General features: G+C 56.1%; 26 protein-coding genes and 4 pseudogenes. 14 read left to right on the top strand and 16 right to left on the bottom strand.

Going from position 1 to position 22,984, the window contains the following annotated elements; genetic code table 11:
• Positions 1-66: 66 nt before the first annotated feature.
• Positions 67-246, top strand: coding sequence for a hypothetical protein (locus AC0L73_RS17380; RefSeq protein ID WP_227951697.1), 180 nt, complete (start codon positions 67-69; stop codon positions 244-246).
• A 232-nt stretch (positions 247-478) separates the two neighbouring features.
• Complete coding sequence (locus AC0L73_RS17375) at positions 479-991, top strand: helix-hairpin-helix domain-containing protein (protein WP_473654399.1); 513 nt, start codon at positions 479-481, stop codon at positions 989-991.
• Between the two features lie 18 nt (positions 992-1,009).
• On the opposite strand, the gene AC0L73_RS17370 is transcribed toward AC0L73_RS17375, so the two are convergent.
• Both AC0L73_RS17370 and AC0L73_RS17365 read right to left on the bottom strand, forming a co-directional pair.
• A complete protein-coding gene (locus AC0L73_RS17370) occupies positions 1,010-1,528 on the bottom strand; it encodes a LysE family translocator (protein ID WP_473654398.1) in 519 nt (172 codons plus the stop codon).
• Positions 1,422-1,643: a hypothetical protein gene (locus AC0L73_RS17365; RefSeq protein ID WP_473654397.1), complete on the bottom strand. Its 222-nt coding sequence runs from the start codon at positions 1,641-1,643 to the stop codon at positions 1,422-1,424. Before AC0L73_RS17365 ends, AC0L73_RS17370 begins: the two co-directional genes overlap by 107 nt.
• A gap of 275 nt (positions 1,644-1,918) precedes the next feature.
• Here AC0L73_RS17365 and AC0L73_RS17360 point away from each other — a divergent pair, with 275 nt between their 5' ends.
• Positions 1,919-2,809 (top strand): amidohydrolase family protein, encoded by an 891-nt coding sequence (locus tag AC0L73_RS17360; protein WP_473654396.1) that lies wholly within the window; start codon positions 1,919-1,921, stop codon positions 2,807-2,809.
• 27 nt (positions 2,810-2,836) lie between these two features.
• On the opposite strand, the gene AC0L73_RS17355 is transcribed toward AC0L73_RS17360, so the two are convergent.
• Positions 2,837-3,529: a winged helix-turn-helix transcriptional regulator gene (locus AC0L73_RS17355; RefSeq protein WP_473654395.1), complete on the bottom strand. Its 693-nt coding sequence runs from the start codon at positions 3,527-3,529 to the stop codon at positions 2,837-2,839.
• 150 nt (positions 3,530-3,679) lie between these two features.
• Between AC0L73_RS17355 and AC0L73_RS17350 the strand changes: the two genes are divergently transcribed.
• Complete coding sequence (locus AC0L73_RS17350) at positions 3,680-4,039, top strand: group I truncated hemoglobin (RefSeq protein ID WP_227951692.1); 360 nt, start codon at positions 3,680-3,682, stop codon at positions 4,037-4,039.
• 47 nt (positions 4,040-4,086) lie between these two features.
• Complete coding sequence (locus AC0L73_RS17345; protein ID WP_473654394.1) at positions 4,087-5,370, top strand: adenylate/guanylate cyclase domain-containing protein; 1,284 nt, start codon at positions 4,087-4,089, stop codon at positions 5,368-5,370.
• 165 nt (positions 5,371-5,535) lie between these two features.
• Here the strand turns inward: AC0L73_RS17345 and AC0L73_RS17340 are convergent, their stop codons facing one another.
• A complete protein-coding gene (locus AC0L73_RS17340; protein ID WP_473654393.1) occupies positions 5,536-5,883 on the bottom strand; it encodes a hypothetical protein in 348 nt (115 codons plus the stop codon).
• Positions 5,874-6,518 (bottom strand): serine hydrolase domain-containing protein, encoded by a 645-nt coding sequence (locus AC0L73_RS17335; RefSeq protein ID WP_473654392.1) that lies wholly within the window; start codon positions 6,516-6,518, stop codon positions 5,874-5,876. The genes AC0L73_RS17340 and AC0L73_RS17335 overlap by 10 nt, the downstream gene beginning before the upstream one ends.
• Before the next feature lie 430 nt (positions 6,519-6,948).
• Here AC0L73_RS17335 and AC0L73_RS17330 point away from each other — a divergent pair, with 430 nt between their 5' ends.
• Positions 6,949-8,133, top strand: a complete 1,185-nt coding sequence (locus AC0L73_RS17330) for a multidrug effflux MFS transporter (protein WP_473654391.1) — start codon at positions 6,949-6,951, stop codon at positions 8,131-8,133.
• Positions 8,134-8,136: 3 nt separating this feature from the next.
• Here AC0L73_RS17330 and AC0L73_RS17325 read toward each other — a convergent pair whose 3' ends face one another.
• Positions 8,137-9,840, bottom strand: coding sequence for an adenylate/guanylate cyclase domain-containing protein (locus AC0L73_RS17325; RefSeq protein WP_473654390.1), 1,704 nt, complete (start codon positions 9,838-9,840; stop codon positions 8,137-8,139).
• Between the two features lie 98 nt (positions 9,841-9,938).
• On the opposite strand from AC0L73_RS17325, the pseudogene AC0L73_RS17320 reads away from it, so the two are divergent.
• Both AC0L73_RS17320 and AC0L73_RS17315 read left to right on the top strand, forming a co-directional pair.
• A pseudogene (locus AC0L73_RS17320) lies at positions 9,939-10,644 on the top strand (SDR family oxidoreductase).
• A 302-nt stretch (positions 10,645-10,946) separates the two neighbouring features.
• Positions 10,947-11,081 (top strand): hypothetical protein, encoded by a 135-nt coding sequence (locus AC0L73_RS17315; RefSeq protein ID WP_473654389.1) that lies wholly within the window; start codon positions 10,947-10,949, stop codon positions 11,079-11,081.
• 34 nt (positions 11,082-11,115) lie between these two features.
• On the opposite strand, the gene ppk2 is transcribed toward AC0L73_RS17315, so the two are convergent.
• Positions 11,116-11,874: a polyphosphate kinase 2 gene (gene ppk2, locus AC0L73_RS17310; RefSeq protein ID WP_473654388.1), complete on the bottom strand. Its 759-nt coding sequence runs from the start codon at positions 11,872-11,874 to the stop codon at positions 11,116-11,118.
• A 204-nt stretch (positions 11,875-12,078) separates the two neighbouring features.
• Here ppk2 and AC0L73_RS17305 point away from each other — a divergent pair, with 204 nt between their 5' ends.
• Positions 12,079-12,882, top strand: coding sequence for a hypothetical protein (locus AC0L73_RS17305; protein WP_473654387.1), 804 nt, complete (start codon positions 12,079-12,081; stop codon positions 12,880-12,882).
• A gap of 62 nt (positions 12,883-12,944) precedes the next feature.
• On the opposite strand, the pseudogene AC0L73_RS17300 reads toward AC0L73_RS17305, so the two are convergent.
• The 5 genes and pseudogenes from AC0L73_RS17300 to AC0L73_RS17280 form a co-directional block, all read right to left on the bottom strand.
• Positions 12,945-13,043 (bottom strand): annotated as a pseudogene (locus AC0L73_RS17300) (ribonucleotide-diphosphate reductase subunit beta); the annotation flags it as partial.
• A gap of 15 nt (positions 13,044-13,058) precedes the next feature.
• On the bottom strand, positions 13,059-13,559 hold the full coding sequence (locus tag AC0L73_RS17295; protein WP_473654386.1) for a tetratricopeptide repeat protein: 501 nt from the start codon (positions 13,557-13,559) through the stop codon (positions 13,059-13,061).
• Positions 13,560-13,771: 212 nt separating this feature from the next.
• A complete protein-coding gene (locus AC0L73_RS17290) occupies positions 13,772-14,731 on the bottom strand; it encodes a ribonucleotide-diphosphate reductase subunit beta (protein WP_473654385.1) in 960 nt (319 codons plus the stop codon).
• Positions 14,732-14,777: 46 nt separating this feature from the next.
• Positions 14,778-16,637: a ribonucleoside-diphosphate reductase subunit alpha gene (locus AC0L73_RS17285; RefSeq protein WP_473655467.1), complete on the bottom strand. Its 1,860-nt coding sequence runs from the start codon at positions 16,635-16,637 to the stop codon at positions 14,778-14,780.
• A 512-nt stretch (positions 16,638-17,149) separates the two neighbouring features.
• Positions 17,150-17,332 carry a YdcH family protein gene (locus tag AC0L73_RS17280; RefSeq protein WP_473654384.1) on the bottom strand — a complete coding sequence of 61 codons (183 nt, stop codon included), beginning with the start codon at positions 17,330-17,332 and terminating at the stop codon, positions 17,150-17,152.
• Positions 17,333-17,468: 136 nt separating this feature from the next.
• Here AC0L73_RS17280 and AC0L73_RS17275 point away from each other — a divergent pair.
• Positions 17,469-18,048 (top strand): annotated as a pseudogene (locus tag AC0L73_RS17275) (UbiX family flavin prenyltransferase).
• A 7-nt stretch (positions 18,049-18,055) separates the two neighbouring features.
• On the opposite strand, the gene AC0L73_RS17270 reads toward AC0L73_RS17275, so the two are convergent.
• Both AC0L73_RS17270 and AC0L73_RS17265 read right to left on the bottom strand, forming a co-directional pair.
• Positions 18,056-18,742 (bottom strand): hypothetical protein, encoded by a 687-nt coding sequence (locus tag AC0L73_RS17270; RefSeq protein ID WP_473654383.1) that lies wholly within the window; start codon positions 18,740-18,742, stop codon positions 18,056-18,058.
• Positions 18,743-18,763: 21 nt separating this feature from the next.
• On the bottom strand, positions 18,764-19,330 hold the full coding sequence (locus AC0L73_RS17265; protein WP_473654382.1) for a TIGR02444 family protein: 567 nt from the start codon (positions 19,328-19,330) through the stop codon (positions 18,764-18,766).
• A 163-nt stretch (positions 19,331-19,493) separates the two neighbouring features.
• On the opposite strand from AC0L73_RS17265, the gene AC0L73_RS17260 reads away from it, so the two are divergent.
• A complete protein-coding gene (locus AC0L73_RS17260) occupies positions 19,494-19,703 on the top strand; it encodes a YdcH family protein (RefSeq protein ID WP_227951678.1) in 210 nt (69 codons plus the stop codon).
• A gap of 18 nt (positions 19,704-19,721) precedes the next feature.
• Here AC0L73_RS17260 and AC0L73_RS17255 read toward each other — a convergent pair whose 3' ends face one another.
• Entirely contained in the window at positions 19,722-20,453 is a 732-nt protein-coding gene (locus tag AC0L73_RS17255; RefSeq protein WP_473654381.1) for a GGDEF domain-containing protein, read from the bottom strand.
• Positions 20,454-20,653: 200 nt separating this feature from the next.
• On the opposite strand from AC0L73_RS17255, the gene purE reads away from it, so the two are divergent.
• From purE to AC0L73_RS17240, 3 genes and pseudogenes are all read left to right on the top strand, one after another.
• On the top strand, positions 20,654-21,142 hold the full coding sequence (gene purE / locus AC0L73_RS17250) for a 5-(carboxyamino)imidazole ribonucleotide mutase (protein ID WP_473654380.1): 489 nt from the start codon (positions 20,654-20,656) through the stop codon (positions 21,140-21,142).
• A pseudogene (locus AC0L73_RS17245) lies at positions 21,030-21,961 on the top strand (5-(carboxyamino)imidazole ribonucleotide synthase); the annotation flags it as partial. The gene purE and the pseudogene AC0L73_RS17245, both read left to right, overlap by 113 nt.
• Positions 21,962-22,087: 126 nt before the next feature.
• Positions 22,088-22,246 carry a hypothetical protein gene (locus AC0L73_RS17240; RefSeq protein WP_473655466.1) on the top strand — a complete coding sequence of 53 codons (159 nt, stop codon included), beginning with the start codon at positions 22,088-22,090 and terminating at the stop codon, positions 22,244-22,246.
• A 2-nt stretch (positions 22,247-22,248) separates the two neighbouring features.
• On the opposite strand, the gene AC0L73_RS17235 is transcribed toward AC0L73_RS17240, so the two are convergent.
• Complete coding sequence (locus AC0L73_RS17235) at positions 22,249-22,980, bottom strand: SDR family oxidoreductase (RefSeq protein ID WP_473654379.1); 732 nt, start codon at positions 22,978-22,980, stop codon at positions 22,249-22,251.
• Between the last annotated feature and the right edge of the window lie 4 nt (positions 22,981-22,984).

Genomic DNA, 22,984 nt, shown 5'->3' with positions numbered 1-22,984 from the left:
ATAAAATGTATATACATGTGATATGCGTTTGATATACTTCGGATTATGCAAGGAGTACATATCCCGATGGCGGCAGAGAAAAAGCTGAAGAAGAAAGAACGGAAAGACAGCCAGTTGATCATTCGCATCAAGGGTAAGGAGCGGGATCAGTTTGTCGAGTTATGCGACGAACTGGACACCAGCGCCGCCCGCGAGGTCCGGCGATTTATTCGCGACTTTCTGAAGCAGCATGTCCCGTCAGAATAACCGCCCTGCATTCCCAATTAAACCAATAAGGAACCACTTTTATCATGGCTAAAAAAGCAAAGATCAAAAATCTCAAAAAAGAAGTTAAATCCCGCAAAGCGAAAATTGCCAAGCAGGAAAGCAAGCTGAAAAAGGCCAAAAAAGCGCTGAAGAAAGCGGCTTAACGGCGTTTGACACCTCCAAAGGCTGGCCTTCGCGCCAGCCTTTTACCCGCGCGAAAAGGATAACAAATATGCTGACAGTATTTGATGTTAAAGGCGTCGGTCCAACGACAGGCACGAGCCTTACCGAAAATGGAATTACGACCGCCGAACAGCTCGCAAAGGCGGAAGTTGCCCAGCTTCTGTCCGTTCCTGGCATCGGCGAAGCACGCGCGAAAGTACTGATTGCCGCCGCGAAAGCCTCTCTTATACCGGCCGCAAAGCCTGCCGTCGTCGTGACACCGAAACTTTCTGCCCTCGCGAAACCCGCTCCGGCACCGGAGAAACCGGCCGCGCCCGCAAAACCTGCGGCCATGGAAGCCCCCGCGAAAGCCGAAGAATTGAAAAAGGCCAAGAAGGCTGAGAAGCCAAAGAAGGGCAAGAAGAAAGACACCAAGCCCGTCAAGACGAAAAAGGCTGAAAAGTCCGATAAGGCCGACAAACCGAAGAAGAATAAAAAGAGCAAAAAGTCAAAAAAGCCCGATAAGGCTAAGAAAAAAGACGCCAAGCCGTCCAAAAAAGCCAAGTCAAAGAAGAAGAAATAAGCGGAATACGGGGCGGCACTAGTTCCCCGTGATCCGTGCGGTGAGGATCTTGATCCCGGCAAAGGCGAAGACGATGGCAAATGCGCCCTCGCACCAGCGCCGAAGCCGGGCATATCCCGCCACCATCGGCGCACTGGAGAAGATCAGCGCATATCCATGAAAAACAAGAGCGCTCTGCAGGGCGACAGCGCCAATGATAATCGCCAATGACGAGATCGGTGCATCCTGCGGCACACCAATGGAATAGAGCGAGCCAAAAAACAGGATCGCCTTGGGATTGGTCAGATGCAACGCCAGCCCCTTGCCATAGGCCGCACGACATGATTTAGCGGAAACGCTGGAGCTTACTGTGCCGCCCTTCGTCATCGCGGACCGGCCGGACTTATAGGCAAGATACAGAAGATAGCCCGCACCAAAATACCGCACAACCTCAAACGCCCAGGCATTCGCCAGCATAATCGCGCCCAGCCCGAAGGCCGCCGCAACTGACCAGATCAGCGCTCCCGTCGCCACCCCCGCCGCCATCGCCAGCGCCATAGCGTCGCCCGGAGTTCATCGACAGGCCGGAAATGGCCAGGGTCGCCGGACCAGGGCTGGCCGTCGCGACAAAGGCGGCGAGCAGGATCAACGGCAGATGTAAATCACTTATCATGGTCGTTTTCTTTCAAGATAGTACGGACAGGAGATGGCATTTCTCTTCGCATCGAGAGTATTTCCTTCATAGCATTTCGGCAATGACGGGCATCACACTTGACAACATTTATCCGGCTGTTTGCTGCCGGAGCCAAATTGCTTGTCATGGTAATGGACCAGAAAATATCGCATGAGCTTGTCCGTCCCAATCACGTCCTGCAAGGGGAAACACCCTGCAGACCTCGCGAGAACATGCTATACTTAACCATATTCCATAACCCATGAGGCGATATCATGACCCTGCCCCGTTCCGGCCTTTGCCTTATTGCCACCGTTCTTCTCACCGCCACTGTCGCGCGGGCAGATGGGGATCATACCCCGATTGGAGAGGCGATCAAGGATGTGCCGCTCTTTGATGCGCATATCCATTATAAGGAGCCTGCCTGGGGCCCCTACCCTGTCAAAAGCGTGATCGAGTTGATGGATCGGAACGGCGTCGCCATGGGGCTTGTTTCCTCCACCCCCGATGAAGGAACGATCATGCTGTGGGAATATGCGCCGAACCGCATCGTGCCGGAACTTCGCCCCTATCACGGCAATGCCGGATCCGGCAACTGGACGAAGGCGCCGGGGATGGAGGAGTATCTGGAGGAACGCCTCGCGAAATATCCGCATGAAGGTCTCGGCGAGTTTCATATCCATAATCTCGACCCGACCGACCGGCCCTTGCTGAAAAAGGTGACGGCGATGGCGAAGGCGCGGTCTATCCCGATCCATGTCCATTCCGGGGCTGATCCGGTGCATCTTCTCTATGAGCTGGAGCCCGCCCTCACCATCATCTGGGCCCATGCGGGGATGAGTGAGCCCGCCGATGTGGTCGAGAAAGTGATGGAAACCTATCCGACGCTCTATGCCGATACCTCCTTCCGGGAGAATGACATCCTCAAATCCATGACCGAGATCGACCCGCACTGGCGCCGCATCCTCACCCGGTTTGCCGACCGGCTGATGGTCGGCACCGATACCTGGATCAACGCACAGTGGGGCAATTATTCCGAACTGATCGCCCTCAACCGGCAATGGCTCAGCCTGCTGCCGCGCGAGACCGCCGAGCAGATCGCCTATAAAACGGCGGAAAAACTCTTCAACCGCAAAGTCTCCATGGACCAGATCGGTACGAAGTAAAGGATCGCCGACCCGTTACCGACCCCGCTAGATGCGCTTTTTCTCACTGGCGAAATGACTAAGGCCGAGCCATGTCTGCATGTTCTTCGCGAGCCCGGGATCGCCCTCAAGGACAAGGCATTCCGTCTTGCGTTCCGTTGCGACGGTCGAGAATCCCATCCAGATGGAGGTCATGGTTCTGAGCGTCGTCCGGACGTAGAGCTCAACCTCGAAGCCCGGGTCGACGGAACAGATATCCACCTCCCCATCCGGCTCGACGATCAGCCACCAGTATTCCTGTGACGAGGGCAAGTCGGTGTAATGGAACTCGACGACATTGCGAACCGACGGCAGCGGCGAGGGTTTGAGGTTGCGCCGCATGTCCCACATCAGCAGGTTCGGATCGAGATTATCGAGCGCCAGGTCGGTCCTGACCCATCTCTGGCCCCAGATGCCGATGCTCTCGATAACCGCCTTCAGATCGCGACCCGCTTCCGTCAGGCGATATTCATGGCGGCTTCGGTCCGCAGCTGCGGCTGTCTTTTCAACAATTCCGGCAATTTCCAGTTCCTTCAGCCGCCGCGAAAGCAGCGCCGGCGACATCCTGGGCAGGCCACGGCGGAGGTCGTTGAACCGGGTAGAGCCCGCCACCAGCTCCCGGATCAGGACGATGGTCCAGCGGGTCCCGAGGATTTCCGCGGCCATGGCAACGGGGCAGAATTGTCGATAGCTTGCCTGCATGACGGTCTCCTTCTCTGTTCGTTGGCGACCGTCATGTCCTGCTTAAGAAATGTATATGGTCCTGAGGCGCGGTACAGTTTCTGAACTGGACGGCATTTGCATCATGCCCTAGCTTTTCCCTTCAGGAAACGGAAAACAGGAATTTGGATCATGGGCGCATCACTTTACGAACGGCTGGGCGGCACTGAGAAAATTGAAAAAATCGTGGACGTGCTGGTCGATAACCATGTCAGCAACCCGGAAATCGCGAAGCGGTTTGCCGAAACCGATGTGGCGAAGGCGAAACGGTCTGCGTCTGATTTCTTTATCATGGGAACAGGCGGACCGAATAATTATACCGGCCCGGACATGGTCTCTGTCCATAAAGCCATGAACATCAGCAATTCCGAATTCATCGCCGTCCTCGACGATGCCATGGACGCGCTCGAAAAAAACAATGTTGGCCAGCGGGAGAAGGAAGAGGTACTCTTCATTCTCTACAGCATGAAGAACGACGTCACCATGCAATAGGCGCCACCGTTTGAATGCCCGGCCCTTCAAAAGCGAGAGGCTTCGATTTGACCTATCCCGTCCCGGAAAACGAAGTCGAACGTAACGCGGCCCTACGCTCCTATCGCATCATGGATACGCCCGTGGAGGCAGCGTTCGAGGATATCTGCCAGCTCGCCGCGCAGATTTGCGATTGCCCCATCGCCTATGTCAGCTTCATCGAGGACGACCGTTTCTGGTTCAAGTCGAAATACGGGCTGCCCGCCGATTTTGAGGGCTGCCCGCGGGAGATTGCCTTCTGTTCGGTAACTGTCTGCGGCTCCGAACTCGTTCTTGTCCCGGATCTTAAGGAAGACGATTATTACAAGGATTTCCCCTTTGTGGTCGGCGATCCCTTCCTCGGCTTTTATTGCGCCATGCCGCTGGTGACGCCGGACGGTTTTGCCATCGGCACCATCTGCGTCATGGACTTCAAGCCGCGCGAATTGGCCTTCGAATGCCAGGAGGCGATCCGCCGCCTCGCCCACCAGACCATGGCCCAGCTGGAATATCGCCGCCGCATCATCGAGCTCGACCAGACCATGCGCGATCTGGACAGCGCCCATGCGGCGCTGGAGAGGGAAAAGGCGCGGGCGGATAACCTGCTCTCGAATATGCTGCCCGAGCCGATCGCCCGGGAGCTTCTCGAAAATGACAAGGTCGCGCCGCGCTTCTTCAACGATGCGACCATTCTCTTCGCCGATGTCGTCGGATTTACGAGCTTCACGGAAAAGGCCGAACCGGCCATGCTCATCGGCATGCTCAATAGCTATTTCGCGGCGTTCGATCGCGTCATGGAGCAATTCGGCCTTGAAAAGATCAAGACCATCGGCGATGCCTATATGGCAGTCGCCGGCGTGCCGAGCGCCGACCGGCTGCATACGGTCAAGGCCTGCCTCGCCGCGCTTGCGATGCAGGCGGCGGCGGAACAACTCAAGGCGGAGCGGCAGAAGCTGCGGCTACCATTTTTTGAGTTCCGCATCGGTCTGCATGGCGGCCCGGTCATTGCCGGTCTCGTCGGGCGCACGCGCGTCACCTATGATATCTGGGGCGATGCGGTGAATGTGGCGGCGCGGCTGGAAGCACATGGGGAGGCCGGAAAGATCAATGTCTCCGAGCGCGTCTACCGCCAGACCGCCCCCTATTTCGACTTCACCGAGCGCGGCACGATCGAGATCAAGAACAAGGCGCCGATCAAAATGTATTTCCTCGACCGGCTCCAGGAGATTTATTCGGAAGATGCCGAGGGCCGCGTCGCCAATGCGAAATTCGAGATGATGAGCGATCCCACGAAGCGCCTTTTCGGCAGGTAATTGCGGCAGGCGTCAGGCGGGTGCGGCGCTCAGCGTCGGGCCGGACTTCCGCCGGATCGTGAAATAGAGCGCGCCGACGATGATCAGGTTGATCACCCCGGCCATGGCCGATCCAGGCGAAGACCGTGGTGATGCCGAGGGCCGAGGCGGCGTGCGGCTAGTGCGCTATTGATTTCGAATGTTCGGAAGAACGAAATTGAGAATAACTTTCACCGGAACACGCCAAGCCTCGGGATCGTTATAGCGTCCGGCGAAGACTGCGACGACAAGGTCATTGCGCGCGCCGAACATCAGCCGCTGTCCGCCATTGCCGAAGCCCGCGGCCCAATAGGGCGGCTCCCCCTCGCCCGCCAGCCACCAGAAAAGACCGTAGCGAATACCGGCCTCCGGCGTCGCCTGCGGCGTTGTCGCCTCCACTACCCACTCGGCGGGGACGACCTGCATCCCGTTCCAGTTGCCCTTATCGATCATCATGCGTCCGATTTTTGCCAGATCATGAATGTTCAGCCGCAAGCCGGAGGCCGCGGAGGGGACCCCGTCCGCCCCCTGGCCCATTCGAAATCTTCAATGCCCAGCGGCTTGAACAGCTTCTCGCGGGCGTAGTCATCGAGCGGCATACCGGTGCCCCGGGCAATCAGATGGCCAATGAGCGCCGTCGCCCCGCCATTATAAGTCCAGCGCGCACCCGGCTCATGTACCATTGGACGGTCGAGGACATAGCGGTAGCGATCCGCCGCCATTTCCATGGCAATTTCGCTGTTTCGCGGATCGGTATAGGGAAGGTTTTCATTCCAGTCCGTTCCCATAGTCATCGCAAGAGTATCGCGGATCGTGATCTTCCGCCGTTCGGGATCGTTCTGAAGATCGGCATATTCGGGAAATTGTGCAATGACGCTTTCATCAAGGCCCGGCACCTTCCCCTCGCCGAGCGCGATGCCATAGAGCAGGCTGACGATGCTTTTTGTCACTGATCGCAGATCATGGAGGCTGTTCTTATCAAGCATACGAACACCGATGGGTCGCCCCCAATTCTCGTCCGGCCCCTCATAATAGCGCTCCGCCAGGATTTCTCCCTTATGAAGGACAAGCACCCCATGCAGCCCCGGTAGGTCCCCGGCGGCAAAGGCCGCATCAATCTGCTTTTCCATCGCCCGATCCTCCGTCCAGTGCGGGAGAGGCCGTCAACATGAACATGCCCAAAATGATCAGAACTAGGCTGGTCATCCGACCCATCATATTCTCCTGTCTGCTAACTACAACTCCGCCAGTTTGCCTCTAACGGAGTGTAGAGACTATCACGGATTAATTACAAGCCATACCCATCGCCAGCGAGAAACAATTGATGTGAAAACGCAATACGGACTTCAATGTCGCGCTAATTTGTCCGCGAACTCTTTTTGGTTGACGCTACAGCAAGCTGGCCCTAGCCTGCTTCATATGGAAGAAAAATCTCAAATCAAGCCACACGTGTTTGTGGTGACAAGCCTGCGCATGGAACGGTAACGGACACCAGACCGTTTCCCCTGCGCCTCCAATTTCTCGGGGGCTTTTTTTTGCAGTAAAATAACGAGAATAAGAATGTCACTTGCCGCCACGACACCGCCCCGGATGCTTACGCTGATTATGCTGCCCGCGCTTGCGACACTGTCACTCAACATGTTCCTGCCCTCGCTTGCCAACATGGCTCTGGATTTCGAGGCGGAATATGCCCTTCTGACCCTCGCCATCGCCGGATATCTTGGGATTACGGCGATCCTGACGCTGATCATCGGCCCCTTCTCGGACCGCTATGGGCGGCGGCCGGTCATGCTGGTTGCGCTCACGGTTTTCACCGTCGCTTCCTGCGTTTGTGCGACAACGGAAAATGTCTATGTCTTCCTTGTTTCCCGTGTCTTTCAGGGAGCGATTATCGCGGGTTGGGGCGTCGCCCTCGCCGTGGTGCGCGACACCTCCGAGGCGAAGGAGGCCGCGCGGCGTATAAGTTTCATCACCATGTGCATGTCCCTCGCGCCGATGCTGGGGCCAATGGTCGGCGGGGTGCTGGATGAGCTGTTTGGCTGGCGCTCTAATTTCATTGTCTATGCTCTTTTTGGGGCGGCCACGCTGCTGCTCTGCTGGGTCGATCTTGGTGAAACCAACCAGCACAAAAGTGAGAGTTTCACAAAGCAGTTCAAAAGCTATCCCGATCTGCTGATGACCGGACGCTACTGGGATTACGCCATCTGCATGGCCTTCTCGACCGGCGGTTTCTATATCTTTATCGCCGGCGTGCCGCTGGTTGCCATTACGCTGCTCGGCCTGTCGCCTGCCGTTCTCGGGATCTATATGGGTCTAATTACGGTTGGATTTGCCTTGGGAACCTTTATCTCGGGTCGCCTGACCCAGCACTTTTCACTCACCACCATGATGATCTCGGGGCGTGTTTTTGCGACCGTCGGCATGATTATCAGCCTCGCTTTCTTCCTCGGCGGTATCATCAATGCCTATACGTTGTTTGGGCCGGTCATGCTGGTTGGCGTCGGCAACGGCCTGACCATGCCAAGCGCCAATGCCGGGGTTCTCTCCATCCGGCCTGATCTTGCAGGCTCTGCGGTCGGCCTGGTCAGTGCGCTGTCGGTCGGGATCGGGGCGGCGCTGACCAGCATCACCGGCGCCATCACGACCGAAGAAAGCGGCGGCATACCCCTTATAATCCTCATGCTCATCGCCTCTCTGATCTCGCTCGCGGCATCGCTTCATCTCAAATGGCTGGAGCGGAGCTAGCCGTCAGTCGGTAAATCCCGCGCGCCGCATCGCGCCGAGCAGGCGGTCAAGATCGTCCGGCCGCCGGAACGGCAGGTTCTTCCGAACGGAACCGAGGCGCGCGTCCGGAATGATCGCATAGGTCGCGGCGACAGCGGCCTTCGCCTCCTCCTCCCGACCTAGAAGGGCGAGACTGGCGGCAAGGCACATCGGCGGATGCGGCGAGGCCGGATTGAGATCCGCCGCCCGCGTGATGAAATCCGCCGCCTCCTCATAACGGCCCGCGACGAAATAGGCCTGACCACGATACAGCGGATAATAGAAGGGATAGACGGGATTGAGGCGCGACGCCTTCGCGATCAGGTCATGGACCTTTTCCGGATCGCCGTTGAACACATGAGCCCCGGCAAGGTTGGCATAGGCCTCGGCGCTGTTCGGTTCCAGCTCGATCCAGCGCAGGAAAGCCGCAATGGCCTCGTCATGGCGGCCGGTGAACAGATAGGCATTGCCGAGCGCCTCATAGACCAGCGGCAGGTCGGGATTGAGGCTCGCCGCCTTCAGCGCCAGCTCGAATGTCGTGTCAATTGCCGCCGAATTGCCAAGGAACCATTCATGCAGACATACCTCCGCAAGACCGGCATAGGGCGCGGCATAGGCCGGATCAATGGCGATGGCCCGCTCGTAAAGGGCGCGGGCATTGGCCAGCGCCTCTTTCGTAAAGAGCCGGTACTGTTCGCGCCCGCGGAGAACGCAGTCATAAGCCTCGGGCGCCGCTGTCTCCGCCCGCTCCGGCAGTTCGTCTGCGCCGACAAGGCTCACCTTCAGCGCCTTGACGATCTTGTCCGTCACATCGTCCTGAACCGCGAAGATGTCGGCAAGATCGCGATCATACCGCTCCGCCCAAGCATGGCCGCCGCTCTTGCCGTCAATCAGCTGACCGGTCACGCGCACCCGGTTGCCCGCTTTGCGCACACTGCCCTCCAGCACGTAATGCACGCCAAGCGTCCGCGCGACATCCTGAATATTGCGGCTTTCCCCCTTGAAGGTGAAGCTGGTGTTGCGGGCGATGACGAACAGGCTCTGGAGGCGGGCCAGCTCGGTGATGATATCCTCGGTAATACCATCGGCGAAATAGTCCTGCTCCGGATCGCCGGACATATTGGTGAAGGGGAGCACCGCAATGGACGGTTTCTCGGGCAGCGCGAGAGGTTCCGTGACGCCCGCGGGCGCGACGCCGCCGACCGACCAGCGCCAGACGGAAACCGGCCGCACGATATTCTTGAGCGATTGCGGCCCGCCGTCCGAAAAGACCGCCGCCGCCTTGCCATCGAGACTGTTCCGCGCGCTATCGGAAATCAGCAGCCCTCCGGGCTCGGCCAGCGCTTCGAGCCGTGCGGCGATATTAACGCCGTCTCCATAGATATCCTCCTCCTCGAAAATCACCTCACCGATATGGATGCCGATCCTGAGGCGGAGGAGATCATGGTCCGCGAGCCTTTCCTGCACCTGCATCGCGCAGTCAACCGCATCGGAGACGCTGGCGAATTCGACCAGCCAGCCATCTCCCATGCGCTTGACGATCTGGCCGCGATGGTTGGCAACGGCTGGTTCGAACAGGTCCCTGCGCATTGCCCGGAGCGCCGCGAGCGTGCCGGTTTGATCCGCGCCCATCAGACGGGAATAATTCACCACATCGGCGGCGAGAATGGCGCTCAGGCGGCGTTGCACAGCTTTATTCTCCTTTTCACCGCAAGTTTAGCCGAAATAAATGGAAAAGATAGAGCGTCCGCCTATAGTGGAGAAAATGATCAACCGGGAGAAAGATAATGGCATCGGAAAAAGTGGCTCTTATCACGGCAGGCGGCAGCGGTATGGGCGCGGATGCGGCGCGCAAACTCGCGGACGACGGCTTTAAGGTCGCAATCCTCTCCTCCTCCGGTAAGGGCGAGGCACTCGCCGAAGAACTCGGCGGTGTCGGTGTTACCGGCTCCAACCTGGAAAAGACGGATCTTCAAAAACTCGTCGATCTGGCGATGAAGACATGGGGCCGCGTCGATGTGCTGGTCAATTCCGCCGGGCATGGCCCCAAGGGCGACGTGCTGGAGATCAGCGATGAGGACTGGCACAAGGGGATGGAGGTGTATCTTCTGAATGTCATCCGGCCTGCAAGGATGGTCGCGCCAATCATGGCCAAGCAAGGAGGCGGGACAATTATCAATATTTCCACCTTCGCGGTGTTTGAGCCCGACCCGCTCTTCCCGACATCGGGCGTGTTCCGCGCAGGACTTGCTTCCTTCACCAAGCTGTTCTCGGACAAGTTCGCGGGTGACAATGTGCGGATGAACAATATCCTCCCTGGCTTTATCGACAGCCTGCCCGAGACCGAGGATCGCCGCGCCCGCATCCCCATGGGCCGCTATGGCAAGGCGGAGGAAGTCTCTGGCCATGGTGAGCTATCTGGCCTCAGACGCGGCGGCCTATATTACGGGGCAGAATATCCGTATTGACGGAGGGTTGACCCGCTCCGTCTGACGCGGCGGGCGGCCAAAATAATATTCTGAAATTTGTATCGATCGGTGCGAAAATAACGCTGTATTTTGTAAAAATGTGATATAATGCCCGCGTGGAAATGACCCCCGCCCGGGACACCCGGCGCCCCGCCTTATAAAGGCGACCGCACAGGATCAGGGGACGAGCCGCCATCTTCTCACAATTTCGCCGCCCCCACCGGATTGAGGCGTCGGAATGCCGACCGGAGCGCCTGACAAACGCCCGCCACCGGCACATATATATCCGTGTATTTTGCGACCAACTTCTCTTGAAAGGGGAAACAGATGTCCAAAGGCAACAATAAGCGCGGAAACAAGGAAATCAAGAAGCCGAAACAGGTGAAGGCCAAGGTTCTGGCCACCTCCGATTCCAACGCTGGCAAGGTTTCGCTGAACATCAACCGCAAACCCTCGAAATAGGACGGCCCCGCTCCTGATAGCGTAGCCCAACCCTCTAGGTTGCGATAGCGCCGCTTTTCAGGTGCTTCTCGTCATATTCGAAAATGATGTCCGGATCGGGATGGGCGCGATGCTCATCTTTATCGGGGCACTCCACATGGGCCATGATATGGCGGATGACGTTGAGCCGCGTCTGCTTCTTGTTGTCCGCGCGGACCACATGCCAGGGCGTCACCGGGTTATGGGTGCGGGCCAGCATCTCGTTGCGGGCGGCGCTGTACTCCTCCCATTTTTCAACGGCCACCGCGTCGATGGGGCTAATCTTCCAGGTCTTGAGCGGGTTCTGCCGCCGATCCTCCAGCCGTTCTATCTGCTCCGGTTTGGAGATATCGAGATAATATTTAAACAGCTGGATACCGCTTTTGACCAGCAGATGCTCGAACGGCAGGACAGAGCCCATGAAACTCTCATACTCCGTGTCGGTGGAGAAACCCATCACCCGCTCCACCCCGGCGCGGTTGTACCAGCTCCGGTTAAAGAGGACCATTTCCTGCGCCGCCGGCAGATGCGACGCGTAGCGCTGAAAGTACCAGCTCGCCTGCTCCCGGTCGGAGGGCTTGCCGAGGGCGACAACCCGCGTCTCCCGCGGGGAGAGATGCTCAGTAATGCGCTTGATCGTGCCATCCTTGCCGGCGGCATCCCGCCCCTCCAGGATGATCAGGATTTTAAGGTCATGCTTGATGATATGCCGCTGCAGCTTTACCAGCTCAATCTGCAACCTGACCAACTCTTTCTTATATGCCTTCTTGTCCATCGCCCGCCCCGCCCTTTGCTTCCGTTACGGCCCATCCTAACCGCCCCGCCCGGATAGCCCAAGGCAAAAGACGGAGTGTTATGCGGGCGCGGGTTTTTGAGGAAGTTTGTTTGAGGGGTGCCGCATCAACCTTCATAAAATACAATTTTTCAATTGTAATTATTTTCGTATAATTCTCTCTTAAGTAAAAAAGGGAACCGTGTTATGCATCCAAATTCATACTTGAACACATACTGGCGTTTAGAATTAAAGCCACAAGTGTTTGTCGCAATGAGTTTTTCGCCTGCCTATCAAGACAGATATGAACGTATTATTAAGCCAGCTATTGAGACAATTTCCATCAACGGAAAAAATCTTTCTTCATATCGCGTGGATAATTCTAAAACAGGTGAGTCAATACATACAGATATTTTGGAAGGCATTGCCCATTCACAGCTTGTACTAGCAGATGTTTCAACGTTGGGGAAAGATTCTAAAACTGGAGAAGCATATAGAAACGGAAATGTACTATATGAAGTCGGGCTAGCATTGGCATGCAGACAACCGCAGGAAGTTCTATTAATTCGGGATGATAAAGATCATTTTTTGTTCGATGTAAGTACAATTCCACATATGCACATAGACTTTGCAAACACGCAGAATGCGGTCGATGCGCTGCATTCAGAACTGAAAGATCGGGTTCGTGAGACTAACTATTTTCGTGACGCCCGCATCAAAATGGCAATTTCTAAATTGTCAGCCGAAGAAGTAGTTTATTTAAGAAAAACATTTGAGTTCCCGAGACATAATGTTTTCGGAGATGAATTGAAAAGAATGGCAACTTGGCAATCTATTGCGCTGCCGAGATTGCTGGATAAGCAGATAATCGAAATTGCCGGGGAACTTGACAAGGGCCAAATCGCATATCGGTTTACAGAATTCGGTTGGGTTATTCAGCAGCTCCTAAAAAATGGATTGCGAAAATTCGTTGATGATTCAAAGAAAGACGTGGAAACGACGGAAGCCTAGTAAAACCGACACAAAAAGCTGGCCTTATTCACACGACTAACTCCTCAAGCAAACGCGTCTTCCTATGTCCCCTTTGTTACCGCCTTTGAATACTCCGTCGCATGGTTCTCGAAGAAGTTGGTGTGTTCGACGGCGTTGAAGATGCTGTCCAGCCAAGGGAGCAGGTCTGGCTTCAATCAGTTCCACGGCGGCGGGCAATCATACCTCAATCTTTCACTCTCCGACGGAGTCCACCAGCCAAAGTCTTTCAGTCTTTTAGCGCCATTTTCTGGCCGCACATTGGACGGTATTTCTTCAAGCTCTCCGCGGGCGCGGACATATGCCAAAACATATTTCCAAGTATAGCAAAGCGCTTCTTTCGTATCTTCTCCAGCTAATACGTCAACTTCACGCCTTAGATTTCGATTAGCCCTCATTTGCGTGCCTGCATCGCCTATTGATGCCATATGTGTAAATAGGAATAGCGTATAGGCGATTTTTTTGTTTCGGGTAACGCCAAGTCCGTCCCGATATAGAACCCCAATATTATTCAACGCATCGGGGTCACTATTTTCCATGGCTTTCAAGTGCCAATCCATGGCCTTTTCATAGTTTTGGTCAACTCCCCTTCCCTGATAATAGAGTAAACCCAGAGTGGTCATAGCTTTTGAATCACCATCATCGGCAAGACTTTCCAAGATACGCACACCCTGCGAATATTCTCCGTCAGAAATTGCCGCAGCGGCACCGGGGCCGGTTCTTGGATATTTGCTTTCCACCGTAAGGCAAGAGGTCAAAAGCAACGCAAAAAAGCAAATAGAAACAAATCGCACATGCTCTCCAATCGTCTGGCAGAATGTTTTCCTAGAATTTTACCTTCCATTATACTGCCATAGATAGAGTTATCTAATCAAGCAAACGCCTCGTCCCATGTCCCCTTTGTGGCGGCTTTTGAGTATTCCGTGGCGCGGTTCTCGAAGAAGTTGGTGTGCTCGACGGCGTTGAGGATGGCGTCGAGCCAGGGGAGCGGGTTTTTCTCGATATGGTAGATTTCATCGAGGCCGAGCTGGGTCAGGCGGCGGTCGGCGATATAGCGGATATAGCCCTTGATCTCCTCCGCCGTCAGCCCCTCGATATCCCCGGCACTGAAGGCAAGGTCGATGAAGGCGTCCTCATGGATGACGATCTCGCGGCAGGTCTGGTAGAGCTCCTCACAGAATTCCTTCGTCCAGACTTCCGGGTTCTCGTCAATAAAGGTCTTGAACAGCTTGATGATGGAGTTGCAATGCAGGCTCTCGTCCCGGACGGACCAGGTGACGATCTGTCCCATGCCCTTCATCTTGCCGGTGCGCGGGAAGTTGAGCAGGATGGCAAAGCTCGCGAACAGCTGTAACCCCTCGGTGAAGGCGCCAAAAACGGCGAGGGTTTTCGCAATCTCCGACTTATTCTCCACATTGAACTGCTGCATATAGTCGTACTTGTCCTTCATCTCCTTATAATGGAGGAAGGCGGAATATTCCGTCTCGGGCATGCCGATGGTGTCGAGCAGATGCGAATAGGCGGCGATATGCACCGTCTCCATATTGGAGAAGGCGGCGAGCATCATCTGCACCTCGGTCGGCTTGAACACGCGGGTGTAGTGGCGCATGTAGCAGTTGTTGACCTCGATATCCGACTGGGTGAAGAAACGGAAAATCTGCGTCAGCAGATGCCGCTCCGACTCGGTCAGGTTGTTGTGCCAGTCCTTCACATCATCGGCGAGCGGCACTTCCTCCGGCAGCCAGTGAATCTGCTGCTGTTTCAGCCAGGCATCATAGCACCATGGGTAAGAGAAGGGTTTGTAGACCGGCTTGGCATCAAGAAGCGACATGGGATGGTTTCATTCTATAACGTAATCGGTTGGGAACGGCCCCGCCCTATTGGCAGGCGAGGCATTCTTCGTAATCGGTGCTTTCACCGGCGGCTTCCACGGCCTCGGCAACAGCGGGCGCAAGGCTCGCGGCAAGCTCGCGGAGTTCCTTCGGCAGTTCCTCCTTGGTCGCGACAACCTCCGCGCGCTGCATGGACTTAGAGCGGCAGTAGTAGAGGCTCTTGACGCCCTGCTTCCACGCCAGAAAATGAATCTGGTGCAGATCGCGCTTATGCACATCGGCGGGGAGGAAGATGTTGACGGACTGCGACTGGTCGATCATCGGCGTCCGGTCGGCGGCCAGTTCGATAATCCAGCGCTGATCCAGCTCGAACGCGGTCTTGAACACGTCCTTTTCGTGATCATCGAGGAAATCGAGATGCTGGACGGAGCCTTCCTTGACGGTGATGGAACTCCAGACATCCTCGTTATCCTGCCCCTTCTCGGCGAGCAGCCGCTTCAAATGCGGATTGCGCACGTTGAAGCTGCCTGAGAGCGTCTTGTGGGTGTAGCTGTTGGCGGCCGTCGGCTCAATCCCCGGGCTGGCACCGCCGCAGATGATCGAGATGGAGGCCGTCGGCGCGATCGCCGTCTTGTTGGAGAACCGCTCGTTAAAGCCGTAATCCGCCGCATCCGGGCAGGCGCCCCGCAAGTCCGCGAGGGATTTCGAGGCCGCATCGACGCCCTTCTGGATATGGGTAAAGATCTTGCGGTTCCAGACTTTCGCCATGACCGATTCCAGCGGCACGCGCTTGGCCTGCAAAAATGAATGGAAACCCATCACGCCGAGGCCGACACTGCGTTCCCGCGCGGCGGCGTATTTCGCCCGTTCCATCTCGTCCGGTGCGCGGTCGATGAAGTCCTGCAAAACGTTATCGAGGAACAGCATGACATCCTCAATAAAGCCGTCCTGCCCTTCCCACTCGTCATATTTCTCTAAGTTGAGCGAGGACAGGCAGCAGACCGCCGTGCGTTCCTTGCCCAGATGATCAATCCCTGTGGGGAGCGTGATTTCCGCACAGAGGTTAGAGGTTTTCACTTCCAGCCCGGCGAGCTTGTGATGCTCCGGCATCTGGGCGTTCACCCGGTCATTGAAGATGATATAGGGCTCGCCGGTCTCGACCCGCGCCGTCAGGATACGAATCCACAGGCTGCGCGCACTCACCGTGCGGACAAACGCATGATCATGCGGGCTGGTCAGTGCCCACTCGCTATCCTCCTCGACCGCGCGCATGAAGGCGTCGGAGACGAGAATACCGTGATGCAGGTTCGGGGTCTTGCGATTGGGATCGCCACCGGTCGGGCGACGGATCTCGATGAATTCCTCAATCTCCGGATGGGAGATCGGCAGGTAAACGGCCGCGGACCCACGACGGAGCGAGCCCTGACTGATGGCGAGGGTCAGGCTGTCCATCACCCGGATGAACGGCACCACGCCCGACGTCTTGCCGACCGCGCCGACGCCTTCGCCGATGGAACGGAGATTGCCCCAATAGCTGCCGATGCCGCCGCCCTTGGACGCCAGCCAGACATTCTCAGTCCAGAGATTGACAATCCCCTTCAGGCTGTCGTTGGATTCGTTGAGAAAGCACGAGATGGGAAGCCCGCGGGTTGAGCCGCCATTCGAGAGAACCGGCGTTGACGGCATGAACCAGAGCTTGCTGATATACTCATAGATGCGCTGCGCGTGGGAATCACCTTCGCCATAGGCACTCGCCACCCGGCCGAACAGGTCCTGGAAGCTTTCGCCGGGCAGCAGGTAACGGTCCTTCAAGACGGCCTTGCCGAATTCTGTCAGATATTTGTCGCGGCTGTGGTCAATCTGGACCCGCGCGCCATCCTTTACCTGTACAATATCTGTTAACATGTCGACCGTATCCAGCATCCGCCTTACCCCTATAATCTTCGTCTCGTTACGCGGCGATTTTCGCCCAAATTTGTAATAAAATATCGTTCAACGTGCCTTATTTTTGTAACAATTTCCGGATAAGCTGTGTTTCTGTTCCGATAATTACAAAAATAAGCGGTTATTGCGGTCGTTAATTGAACTCAATATGCCGTCGATTTCGCGCGCGGCCACTATATATTGTATAAAGCTGCTTATCGCGTCAACAGCTTGTGGAAAACTTTTGAAAAAATAAAACTTGACGAATCACCAAATGCGTCTGACGCCTATATTAACCATAAATACTGCCCGCGCCAGCCCCTCAATCAAACTATTTTTCCTTCTCATCAGCAGGGCCAGCCACCCCGGTCCAAAGGGACTGGATCATCCGGCTCCCATATCCCGGCCGAAGCGCAAAAATAAAGCGCCGAAACGAATTTCAGCGCTTCTTACATGTCATTTGAAAGGGTCAGGAAACGGAGGTAACCCGCTGCTTAATGGGTGACTTTCCCTTCCGCCGAGAGCGTCGATATCCTCTCTTTTAGCCTGAGTTTTTCACGTTTGAGTTCACTGATATGCACATGATCTGCGGACGGGCTGGCCAGTTCATTCTCGATTTTTTCTTCGATCTGATGGTGTTTTTCGGTCAGCTGTGCGACATGATCTGCTGTGCTCATAGTGTATCTCCTTTGTTAGAAACGACAGGATGCTGGCAAGCCAGCGCTAGACAACTCTATATTACAGAATTATGAACTGCATGACCAAGAATCAATGCCTCCGGGGAAGAATATTTTGACCGAAAATCGGAACGCGATGGAAAACCACCGACTTGTAATCGGTATAAGCGGGGCGTCGGGCGCAAAACTCGGCATTCGCCTGCTTCAGGCCTGCCAGAAACTCAACGTGGAGACCCATCTGGTTATCTCCAAGGCAGGGGAAATCACCATCACGCAGGAAACGGACATGAATGTTTCCGACGTGAAAGCGCTTGCGTCCCATTTCCATAAATCCGCCGATATTGGCGCCACCATCGCGTCCGGCTCATTTAAGACCATGGGCATGGTGGTTGTGCCTTGCTCCGTCCGCACGATGTCGGAAATCGCGACGGGAGTCACCAGCAGCCTGCTCACCCGCGCCGCAGATGTTTGTTTAAAAGAGCGCCGCAGGCTTATCCATGGCGGTGCGGGAAACACCGTTTCACACGGGGCATCTCCGCACCCTCACCCAACTATCGGAGATGGGTGCAATCATCGCCCCGCCGGTCCCCGCCTTCTACACGAAACCACAGACGATCGATGAGATCATTGATCAGTTCACCGGCCATCTGCTCAACCTGATGGGGCTGGAAAATTCCCTCGCGCGGGAATGGCGGGGGCTGAAGGACGGCGCGTAACCGCCCCCTACTTCCCGAGCTTTTTATAGACGTTGTAATAGGCCGTCTCGCATTGGCCGGCCATCTTCTCCCGCATTTTCTCGGTATAATTTGCGTTATTAATCCGTTTGTCCAGACAGGTTCTCTTGCAGTTCATAATCGCCCGCCGCGTACCGGCGTCGTGACTATAGCTTTCCTTCACCTTGCAATAGGCCCCCTTGTCCTTCATCAGGGCGATGCGCTGCGCCAGAGTCATGCTTGCCTCCGGTTTGGCCTTGGGCGGCGGGTTGGCAGCTACGATCCGCTGGTATTCGGCGTTACATTGCGCGACCAGTTGAGCATTCGCCGGATCTTGCGCCGCGGCATTGCAGGCCTTTGCACAAGGGGCATCTCGGTGACCGGTACAAATCCTGCTTTGCTGCCGCATCTTTTCGAACGTTGGATCCCCTCTCTTGAGTTTCCCGCTCATCGCAGATTTCTTGGAGAGCCAGAAACAATTGCTCGCGAGGGCCTTATCCGCGAGATTTTGGGAAGCCGACTGACAAACAGTGGCGCAATTCTGATCGCCCTTCTGGGCGCAGGCCTGCCCGTTCTTGTTCAATGCATCGCGCAGGTCGTCTTCCTTGCTCGCCGCACTGACAGAGGTAGCGAGGCTAACAACAACAAGGGCAATCAGAGGGAAAAGGCTAAAATGGAATCGTTTATTCTGTTTCATTACTCTTTTTCTTGTTTGAATTTAGGAACCGAACAGACCCGTCAGACGTGGGTCCGCCTCCGGGAAAGCCTGCTGCCAGATCAGCAAAAGATCAGATAAATCATCAGTATCGATGATTTCCGTGACATGATTGAGATAGGCGGCGAGGTTATCGGCCGCGGCCTCCCCGCGCTCCTCCGCACCGAAGGAGCCTGTCGCGGGGCGTTTCAGGATTTCATTCAGGAACTGGATTTCCATATGCTCGGCGAAAAGTTCGCTGTCCGAAACTCCCCGGCGAAGCTCCGACGCGAGGCGACCGTCAGCAGGAACGACTGACCCTTTCAGGTAGCGGCGCACATGACGGAGCGGCGCGACCACCTCGGCCTGCCAACGCATCCCCGCCTCGATCCCGGTCTCAAGTTCTTCCGGGCTGAGCCGTCCGCGCCCGCTCGCCGCCGTCCAAACACAGAACAGCAGCATGTTCACATCCAGGGCGCGCCGATCCTGCAGGCGCAGGCATGCCGCTGACACCTCGGCATCGTTATAAAGCTTGACCGCATAATCCCAGAGTTGACTGGGCGGAAACACGGCCGAGGAAAAAATCGCCATCCTGAACAGCTCCCCCTTCAAAAAAACATCTGCACTTGAATGCCTGACCCTAGGCTTTGGCGCGGAAAAGTGCTAATATTCGCGTCACGCTACATCGTTGCCCGCGTTAGGGTAGCATAGCTGTCGCTTCATTGGAAAATAGTTGTCGGAGTGCCTTTTTATCATGGCGGAAATTGACGAGCAGGAAATGCTGCGCGCGGAGCTGGAACAGTTGAAAACCGAACATGGCGACCTGGATCGGGCAATAGACGCCCTGATCGAAACCGGTAACTACAACTCGCTGCAACTGCAACGGTTGAAAAAGCGCAAGCTGATCCTGAAGGACCAGATCTATGCGACGCAAAATATGATGCTGCCGGATATTATCGCCTGATTGAGCCGCTCGTCCGGCTTACGCGTCGGGATGGCTGCTTTGCTGCTTTTCCTTATACATTTCGCTATCGGCAGCGCTTAATGTCTGTTCCGGATTCTGGCCGGAATGGATGGAGACGACGCCTGAGGAAAGCGACGTATTCAGCGAGGCCCCTTTCCAGATAATCGGGTTTTCCGCGAACAGTTTCGGCAGCCGGTCAATCAGATTGCGCGCATCCTCTGCCTTCGTGCGCGACAGGATCAGGCCAAACTCATCCCCGCCGAGACGCCCGACAATGTCTGTATCGCGCACGCTTTCTTTCAGCCGGAGTGCGACCTGAGAGAGCACATAATCCCCCGCCTCATGACCGAGGTCGTCATTGATTGACTTAAAGCGGTTGAGATCGAGATAAACGAGGCTCGCTTCGGTCTGGTACCGCTCAACCGAGGCCTGCACACGGGTCAGTTCGCGCACAAAGGCACGACGGTTGTATATCGGCAGGAGTGGATCCTGATCGGCAATATGCTCCGCCTCGCTCACGCGCCGTGTCAGTTCCTTGACCTTCTCCCGCAATCCATCCACTTCCGCCATCAGCTTGCGGATCGCGACCTGCACGCGCGGGGTAAGTTCTGTATCCGGGATACCAAGGACGGAAGCGCTGTCGTCGATCTGTCGGGGTGATGTAAAAAGACCCTTCGTACCGGTTTTTCCGGTTTTTCTGTTCGTGCCACTTGTCACGGGGCGGTTCCGACCGCCTGATCCGATTTTCATGACTTCTCCCTTGCCCTTCATAGGTGATTTATTAGGCGGAACTGTATAACAATTTAACTGAGAACTCAAAGTGTTCCGCCGCTTTCGCTACAAATGCACGTCCCGCCTGAAATGACAGCAACCTTCACTTGCGTCTTTGGCCGGCATGCCTATAATCGCCTGCTTCAAACCGTCAAGGTCACAACAGGGAAGTGCAATCTATGACCAACCGGGAAGCAGAAGTCGGGATTATCATGGGCAGCCAGTCTGACTGGGAAACCATGAAGAATGCCGCCGACACGCTGGAAACGCTGGGAATTCCGTTCGAGTCTAAAATTGTCTCGGCACACCGGACGCCGGACCGTCTCTATGAATATGCAACCCATGCCGCGGCGCGCGGCCTGAAAGTGATTATCGCCGGCGCCGGCGGCGCGGCGCATCTTCCGGGCATGGCGGCCTCCATGACGGCGCTTCCCGTTCTTGGTGTCCCAATCGAAAGCAAATCGCTGAAAGGCATGGACAGCCTTCTCTCCATCGTCCAGATGCCCGGCGGCGTGCCCGTCGGCACCCTCGCCATTGGTAAGGCGGGCGCGATCAATGCCGCACTGCTGGCCGGGCAAATCCTCGCCCTTGAAAACGACGCCTATGCGACGGCCGTCAATGACTGGCGCATGCGACAAACCGAAGCCGTGGCCAACGAGCCCAAATAAAGGCATAATAGTAAAAATGACAACAGTTGCACCCGGTGGACATATAGGCATTCTGGGAGACGGACAGCTTGGCCGCATGATGGCCATTGCCGCCGCTGAGATGGGCTATTTCGTTCATGTCTTCGGCCCGGAGGAGGACAGCCCCGCCGCGCAGGTCAGCCATCGCTCTACCGTCGCCAGCTACAGCGATCAGGAGGCCCTCACCGCCTTTGCCAAAAGCGTCGATGTGGTCACGCTGGAGTTTGAGAATATCCCGACCGATACAGTCGAATTCCTGAGCAAGATCGTGCCGGTTCGCCCGGGCGCAAAAGTGCTGGAAATCACGCAAGACCGGTTATTCGAGAAGAGCTTCATCAACAATATCGGCATCGGTACGGCGACCTTCGCGAATGTGGAATCCATGGAGGAACTGATCCAGGCGGTCAAGCAGATCAAGGCCCCGGCGATCCTGAAGACCCGGCGGCTCGGTTATGATGGCAAGGGACAGGTGAAGATCACCGGCGCCAGCGATCTCGATAAGGTCTGGGCCGAGATGAAGGACACCCCCTCCATTCTTGAGGGGCGTGTCAATTTCAAGATGGAAGTCTCCGCCATTGTCGCCCGCAACCCGGCGGGGAAACCGCCGCCTTTTGCCCGGTGGAGAACCGGCACAAGAACCACATTCTCGATGTCACCCTCGCGCCCGCCGATATCCCGGACTGGCTTGCCGAAAAAGCCATCGAGATGGCCGAGAGAATTGCCACGAAAATTGAGCTTATCGGGCTGATGGCGGTGGAAATGTTCGTCACACAGGATAACCAGATCCTCGTCAACGAACTGGCCCCCCGGCCACATAACTCCGGTCATTGGACGATTGAGGGATGCGCCACCAGCCAGTATCGACAGGCCATCCGCGCCGTCTGCGGCCTTCCTCTCGGTGATCCTGCCCGCCATTCAAACGCAGTGATGAAAAACCTTATCGGTGACGAGATCGAGGCTTGGGGCACCCTGTTGGAGGACCCTGAGAACAGCCTGCATCTCTATGGCAAAAAGCAGGCGCGGGAGGGCCGCAAGATGGGCCATGTCACCCGCCTTATGCCCCTCACCCAGAAGCCGAAAGCGTAAAGTTACGCCCAGCCGCCCGCGAAATAAAGCACCTGCCCGGTAATGAAGTTTGATTTGTCGGAGACGAGAAAGAGAAGGTAGTTGCCCGCCTCTTCCTGCGTGCCGAGACGGCCCAAGGGAATTTGTGAGGTGATCTTCTTGAACGCGGCCTCATTCTCCAGCAGTTCTTTCGGGAAATAATCCGGGCTTTCAACGAAATTCGGCGCAAGCGCGTTCACCTGAATATTATATCGCCCGAGTTCCTTGGCGAGAGTCTGCGCAAGGGCATTTGTCCCGCCTCGCGCTGCCACATACATGGAGTAGTTGGGAATACCGTTTTTCGGCGCGGCGGATGAAATAAACAGGATTTTCCCTTGCCCCGCCTTTTTCATATGTTTTGAGGCTTCCTTCGCAAAATGAAAGCCGCGCACCATCAGGTTCTCAACCGTCCGGCGGAAGTCCCCGATATCCGCCTCATCAATGGACGCCTTCAGCGCAGGAAACGCGTCGTTATTGATCATCACATCGATCCGCCCCTCGGTGGCGATGATCTTATCGACAATCTCCGTGGGGTCCTGCTCGGCAAGGGCTTTCGTGCCCGGAATGTCCGCTTCGAACTCTGCGCGCGTCGCGGCATCGGTAAAGGCTTCGTCCTGCGCATAAACCGTTGCGCCCTCTGCCGTCATGACACGGCTGCCCGTCTTGCCCAGAAAATGCAGCGCATCAGTGATCAGGATGATTTTATTGTTCAGCATTGTT

This window comes from Sneathiella sp. D3-11, assembly GCF_055809395.1.
Note: the sequence above shows the minus strand (reverse complement) of the source record. Positions and strands in the feature narration are given on the sequence as shown.

What these genes read in the sequence shown, in the direction of transcription:
- AC0L73_RS17380 (WP_227951697.1), top strand. Translation starts at nt 67, where the DNA reads ATGGCGGCAGAGAAAAAGCTGAAGAAGAAAGAACGGAAAGACAGCCAG.
- AC0L73_RS17375 (WP_473654399.1), top strand. Translation starts at nt 479, where the DNA reads ATGCTGACAGTATTTGATGTTAAAGGCGTCGGTCCAACGACAGGCACG.
- AC0L73_RS17370 (WP_473654398.1), bottom strand. Translation starts at nt 1,528, where the DNA reads ATGGCGCTGGCGATGGCGGCGGGGGTGGCGACGGGAGCGCTGATCTGG.
- AC0L73_RS17365 (WP_473654397.1), bottom strand. Translation starts at nt 1,643, where the DNA reads ATGATAAGTGATTTACATCTGCCGTTGATCCTGCTCGCCGCCTTTGTC.
- AC0L73_RS17360 (WP_473654396.1), top strand. Translation starts at nt 1,919, where the DNA reads ATGACCCTGCCCCGTTCCGGCCTTTGCCTTATTGCCACCGTTCTTCTC.
- AC0L73_RS17355 (WP_473654395.1), bottom strand. Translation starts at nt 3,529, where the DNA reads ATGCAGGCAAGCTATCGACAATTCTGCCCCGTTGCCATGGCCGCGGAA.
- AC0L73_RS17350 (WP_227951692.1), top strand. Translation starts at nt 3,680, where the DNA reads ATGGGCGCATCACTTTACGAACGGCTGGGCGGCACTGAGAAAATTGAA.
- AC0L73_RS17335 (WP_473654392.1), bottom strand. Translation starts at nt 6,518, where the DNA reads ATGGAAAAGCAGATTGATGCGGCCTTTGCCGCCGGGGACCTACCGGGG.
- AC0L73_RS17330 (WP_473654391.1), top strand. Translation starts at nt 6,949, where the DNA reads ATGTCACTTGCCGCCACGACACCGCCCCGGATGCTTACGCTGATTATG.
- AC0L73_RS17315 (WP_473654389.1), top strand. Translation starts at nt 10,947, where the DNA reads ATGTCCAAAGGCAACAATAAGCGCGGAAACAAGGAAATCAAGAAGCCG.
- ppk2 (WP_473654388.1), bottom strand. Translation starts at nt 11,874, where the DNA reads ATGGACAAGAAGGCATATAAGAAAGAGTTGGTCAGGTTGCAGATTGAG.
- AC0L73_RS17305 (WP_473654387.1), top strand. Translation starts at nt 12,079, where the DNA reads ATGCATCCAAATTCATACTTGAACACATACTGGCGTTTAGAATTAAAG.
- AC0L73_RS17290 (WP_473654385.1), bottom strand. Translation starts at nt 14,731, where the DNA reads ATGTCGCTTCTTGATGCCAAGCCGGTCTACAAACCCTTCTCTTACCCA.
- AC0L73_RS17285 (WP_473655467.1), bottom strand. Translation starts at nt 16,637, where the DNA reads ATGTTAACAGATATTGTACAGGTAAAGGATGGCGCGCGGGTCCAGATT.
- AC0L73_RS17280 (WP_473654384.1), bottom strand. Translation starts at nt 17,332, where the DNA reads ATGAGCACAGCAGATCATGTCGCACAGCTGACCGAAAAACACCATCAG.
- AC0L73_RS17270 (WP_473654383.1), bottom strand. Translation starts at nt 18,742, where the DNA reads ATGAAACAGAATAAACGATTCCATTTTAGCCTTTTCCCTCTGATTGCC.
- AC0L73_RS17265 (WP_473654382.1), bottom strand. Translation starts at nt 19,330, where the DNA reads ATGGCGATTTTTTCCTCGGCCGTGTTTCCGCCCAGTCAACTCTGGGAT.
- AC0L73_RS17260 (WP_227951678.1), top strand. Translation starts at nt 19,494, where the DNA reads ATGGCGGAAATTGACGAGCAGGAAATGCTGCGCGCGGAGCTGGAACAG.
- AC0L73_RS17255 (WP_473654381.1), bottom strand. Translation starts at nt 20,453, where the DNA reads ATGAAAATCGGATCAGGCGGTCGGAACCGCCCCGTGACAAGTGGCACG.
- purE (WP_473654380.1), top strand. Translation starts at nt 20,654, where the DNA reads ATGACCAACCGGGAAGCAGAAGTCGGGATTATCATGGGCAGCCAGTCT.
- AC0L73_RS17240 (WP_473655466.1), top strand. Translation starts at nt 22,088, where the DNA reads ATGAAAAACCTTATCGGTGACGAGATCGAGGCTTGGGGCACCCTGTTG.
- AC0L73_RS17235 (WP_473654379.1), bottom strand. Translation starts at nt 22,980, where the DNA reads ATGCTGAACAATAAAATCATCCTGATCACTGATGCGCTGCATTTTCTG.